This is a genomic window from Streptococcus sp. k-378, assembly GCF_013277505.1.
GTDB lineage: Bacteria > Bacillota > Bacilli > Lactobacillales > Streptococcaceae > Streptococcus > Streptococcus pseudopneumoniae.
On the sequence record NZ_VMNC01000066.1, the window covers coordinates 1 to 4706 of the forward strand.

Below are 4706 nucleotides of genomic sequence, written 5' to 3' on the forward strand. Positions count from 1 at the left end.
AATCATGGGAAATCTCATCTTGAGGTGGGTTTCACACTTAGATGCTTTCAGCGTTTATCCCTTCCCTACATAGCTACCCAGCGATGCCTTTGGCAAGACAACTGGTACACCAGCGGTAAGTCCACTCTGGTCCTCTCGTACTAGGAGCAGATCCTCTCAAATTTCCTACGCCCGCGACGGATAGGGACCGAACTGTCTCACGACGTTCTGAACCCAGCTCGCGTGCCGCTTTAATGGGCGAACAGCCCAACCCTTGGGACCGACTACAGCCCCAGGATGCGACGAGCCGACATCGAGGTGCCAAACCTCCCCGTCGATGTGAACTCTTGGGGGAGATAAGCCTGTTATCCCCAGGGTAGCTTTTATCCGTTGAGCGATGGCCCTTCCATACGGAACCACCGGATCACTAAGCCCGACTTTCGTCCCTGCTCGAGTTGTAGCTCTCGCAGTCAAGCTCCCTTATACCTTTACACTCTGCGAATGATTTCCAACCATTCTGAGGGAACCTTTGGGCGCCTCCGTTACCTTTTAGGAGGCGACCGCCCCAGTCAAACTGCCCGTCAGACACTGTCTCCGATAGGGATCACCTATCTGGGTTAGAGTGGCCATAACACAAGGGTAGTATCCCAACAGCGTCTCCTTCGAAACTGGCGTCCCGATCTCGTAGACTCCTACCTATCCTGTACATGTGGTACAGACACTCAATATCAAACTGCAGTAAAGCTCCATGGGGTCTTTCCGTCCTGTCGCGGGTAACCTGCATCTTCACAGGTACTAAAATTTCACCGAGTCTCTCGTTGAGACAGTGCCCAAATCATTACGCCTTTCGTGCGGGTCGGAACTTACCCGACAAGGAATTTCGCTACCTTAGGACCGTTATAGTTACGGCCGCCGTTTACTGGGGCTTCAATTCATACCTTCGCTTACGCTAAGCACTCCTCTTAACCTTCCAGCACCGGGCAGGCGTCACCCCCTATACATCATCTTACGATTTAGCAGAGAGCTGTGTTTTTGATAAACAGTTGCTTGGGCCTATTCACTGCGGCTGACTTAAAGTCAGCACCCCTTCTCCCGAAGTTACGGGGTCATTTTGCCGAGTTCCTTAACGAGAGTTCTCTCGCTCACCTGAGGCTACTCGCCTCGACTACCTGTGTCGGTTTGCGGTACGGGTAGAGTATGTTTAAACGCTAGAAGCTTTTCTTGGCAGTGTGACGTCACTAACTTCGCTACTAAACTTCGCTCCCCATCACAGCTCAATGTTATAGAACTAAGCATTTAACTCAATTCACACCTCACTGCTTAGACAGACTCTTCCAATCGTCTGCTTTAGTTAGCCTACTGCGTCCCTCCATCACTACATACTCTAGTACAGGAATATCAACCTGTTGTCCATCGGATACACCTTTCGGTCTCTCCTTAGGTCCCGACTAACCCAGGGCGGACGAGCCTTCCCCTGGAAACCTTAGTCTTACGGTGGACAGGATTCTCACCTGTCTTTCGCTACTCATACCGGCATTCTCACTTCTATGCGTTCCAGCACTCCTCACGGTATACCTTCATCACACATAGAACGCTCTCCTACCATACCTATAAAGGTATCCACAGCTTCGGTAAATTGTTTTAGCCCCGGTACATTTTCGGCGCAGGGTCACTCGACTAGTGAGCTATTACGCACTCTTTGAATGAATAGCTGCTTCTAAGCTAACATCCTAGTTGTCTGTGCAACCCCACATCCTTTTCCACTTAACAATTATTTTGGGACCTTAGCTGGTGGTCTGGGCTGTTTCCCTTTCGACTACGGATCTTAGCACTCGCAGTCTGACTGCCGACCATAATTCATTGGCATTCGGAGTTTATCTGAGATTGGTAATCCGGGATGGACCCCTCACCCAAACAGTGCTCTACCTCCAAGAATCTTTATGTCGACGCTAGCCCTAAAGCTATTTCGGAGAGAACCAGCTATCTCCAAGTTCGTTTGGAATTTCTCCGCTACCCACAAGTCATCCAAGCACTTTTCAACGTGCCCTGGTTCGGTCCTCCAGTGCGTCTTACCGCACCTTCAACCTGCTCATGGGTAGGTCACATGGTTTCGGGTCTACGTCATGATACTAAGGCGCCCTATTCAGACTCGGTTTCCCTACGGCTCCGTCTCTTCAACTTAACCTCGCATCATAACGTAACTCGCCGGTTCATTCTACAAAAGGCACGCTCTCACCCATTAACGGGCTCGAACTTGTTGTAGGCACACGGTTTCAGGTTCTATTTCACTCCCCTCCCGGGGTGCTTTTCACCTTTCCCTCACGGTACTGGTTCACTATCGGTCACTAGGGAGTATTTAGGGTTAGGAGATGGTCCTCCCAGATTCCGACGGGATTTCACGTGTCCCGCCGTACTCAGGATACTGCTAGGTACAAAGACTATTTTAAATACGAGGCTATTACTCTCTTTGGCTGATCTTCCCAAATCATTCTTCTATAATCTTTGAGTCCACATTGCAGTCCTACAACCCCGAAGAGTAAACTCTTCGGTTTGCCCTCCTGCCGTTTCGCTCGCCGCTACTAAGGCAATCGCTTTTGCTTTCTCTTCCTGCAGCTACTTAGATGTTTCAGTTCACTGCGTCTTCCTCCTCACATCCTTAACAGATGTGGGTAACAGGTAGTACCTGTTGGGTTCCCCCATTCGGAAATCCCTGGATCATCGCTTACTTACAGCTACCCAAGGCATATCGTCGTTTGTCACGTCCTTCTTCGGCTCCTAGTGCCAAGGCATCCACCGTGCGCCCTTATTAACTTAACCTTATTTTTTGACCTTTCAGTCATAAACTCTTATTAATACTACAGCGTTTTCGGTTTATTTTCTTGTTACTATTTGATATAGATATTCAATTTTCAATGTGCATTACTTGGTGATCTCTCACCAATGGAGCCTAGCGGGATCGAACCGCTGACCTCCTGCGTGCAAAGCAGGCGCTCTCCCAGCTGAGCTAAGGCCCCACAAGACCTCTCAAGACTAAACAAGACCAATGCGCAGTTCCTTTTCCTTAGAAAGGAGGTGATCCAGCCGCACCTTCCGATACGGCTACCTTGTTACGACTTCACCCCAATCATCTATCCCACCTTAGGCGGCTGGCTCCTTACGGTTACCTCACCGACTTCGGGTGTTACAAACTCTCGTGGTGTGACGGGCGGTGTGTACAAGGCCCGGGAACGTATTCACCGCGGCGTGCTGATCCGCGATTACTAGCGATTCCGACTTCATGTAGGCGAGTTGCAGCCTACAATCCGAACTGAGACTGGCTTTAAGAGATTAGCTTGCCGTCACCGGCTTGCGACTCGTTGTACCAGCCATTGTAGCACGTGTGTAGCCCAGGTCATAAGGGGCATGATGATTTGACGTCATCCCCACCTTCCTCCGGTTTATTACCGGCAGTCTCGCTAGAGTGCCCAACTGAATGATGGCAACTAACAATAGGGGTTGCGCTCGTTGCGGGACTTAACCCAACATCTCACGACACGAGCTGACGACAACCATGCACCACCTGTCACCTCTGTCCCGAAGGAAAACTCTATCTCTAGAGCGGTCAGAGGGATGTCAAGACCTGGTAAGGTTCTTCGCGTTGCTTCGAATTAAACCACATGCTCCACCGCTTGTGCGGGCCCCCGTCAATTCCTTTGAGTTTCAACCTTGCGGTCGTACTCCCCAGGCGGAGTGCTTAATGCGTTAGCTACGGCACTAAACCCCGGAAAGGGTCTAACACCTAGCACTCATCGTTTACGGCGTGGACTACCAGGGTATCTAATCCTGTTTGCTCCCCACGCTTTCGAGCCTCAGCGTCAGTTACAAGCCAGAGAGCCGCTTTCGCCACCGGTGTTCCTCCATATATCTACGCATTTCACCGCTACACATGGAATTCCACTCTCCCCTCTTGCACTCAAGTTAAACAGTTTCCAAAGCCTACTATGGTTAAGCCACAGCCTTTAACTTCAGACTTATCTAACCGCCTGCGCTCGCTTTACGCCCAATAAATCCGGACAACGCTCGGGACCTACGTATTACCGCGGCTGCTGGCACGTAGTTAGCCGTCCCTTTCTGGTAAGATACCGTCACAGTGTGAACTTTCCACTCTCACACTCGTTCTTCTCTTACAACAGAGCTTTACGATCCGAAAACCTTCTTCACTCACGCGGCGTTGCTCGGTCAGACTTCCGTCCATTGCCGAAGATTCCCTACTGCTGCCTCCCGTAGGAGTCTGGGCCGTGTCTCAGTCCCAGTGTGGCCGATCACCCTCTCAGGTCGGCTATGTATCGTCGCCTTGGTGAGCCGTTACCCCACCAACTAGCTAATACAACGCAGGTCCATCTGGTAGTGATGCAATTGCACCTTTTAAGCAAATGTCATGCAACATCTACTCTTATGCGGTATTAGCTATCGTTTCCAATAGTTATCCCCCGCTACCAGGCAGGTTACCTACGCGTTACTCACCCGTTCGCAACTCATCCAGAGAAGCAAGCTCCTCCTTCAGCGTTCTACTTGCATGTATTAGGCACGCCGCCAGCGTTCGTCCTGAGCCAGGATCAAACTCTCATTAAAAGTTTGAGTTCTCACTCATTTCTGTCACTGACAGATTTATTGTTTTTTCATTGTTCAGTACTACAACCTTGGTTGTAGTGCCCTGCACATTGGTTCGTCTTGTTCAGTTTTCAAAG

1 tRNA gene and 2 rRNA genes are annotated in these 4706 nt (G+C 50.3%); all 3 read right to left on the minus strand.

The window, feature by feature from the left end:
- Positions 1–2796 (minus strand): 23S ribosomal RNA (locus HT719_RS07270); the annotation flags it as partial.
- A 124-nt stretch (positions 2797–2920) separates the two neighbouring features.
- Positions 2921–2993 (minus strand) — tRNA-Ala (locus HT719_RS07275).
- A gap of 51 nt (positions 2994–3044) precedes the next feature.
- Positions 3045–4590: ribosomal RNA gene (locus tag HT719_RS07280) — 16S ribosomal RNA — on the minus strand.
- Positions 4591–4706 lie beyond the last annotated feature (116 nt).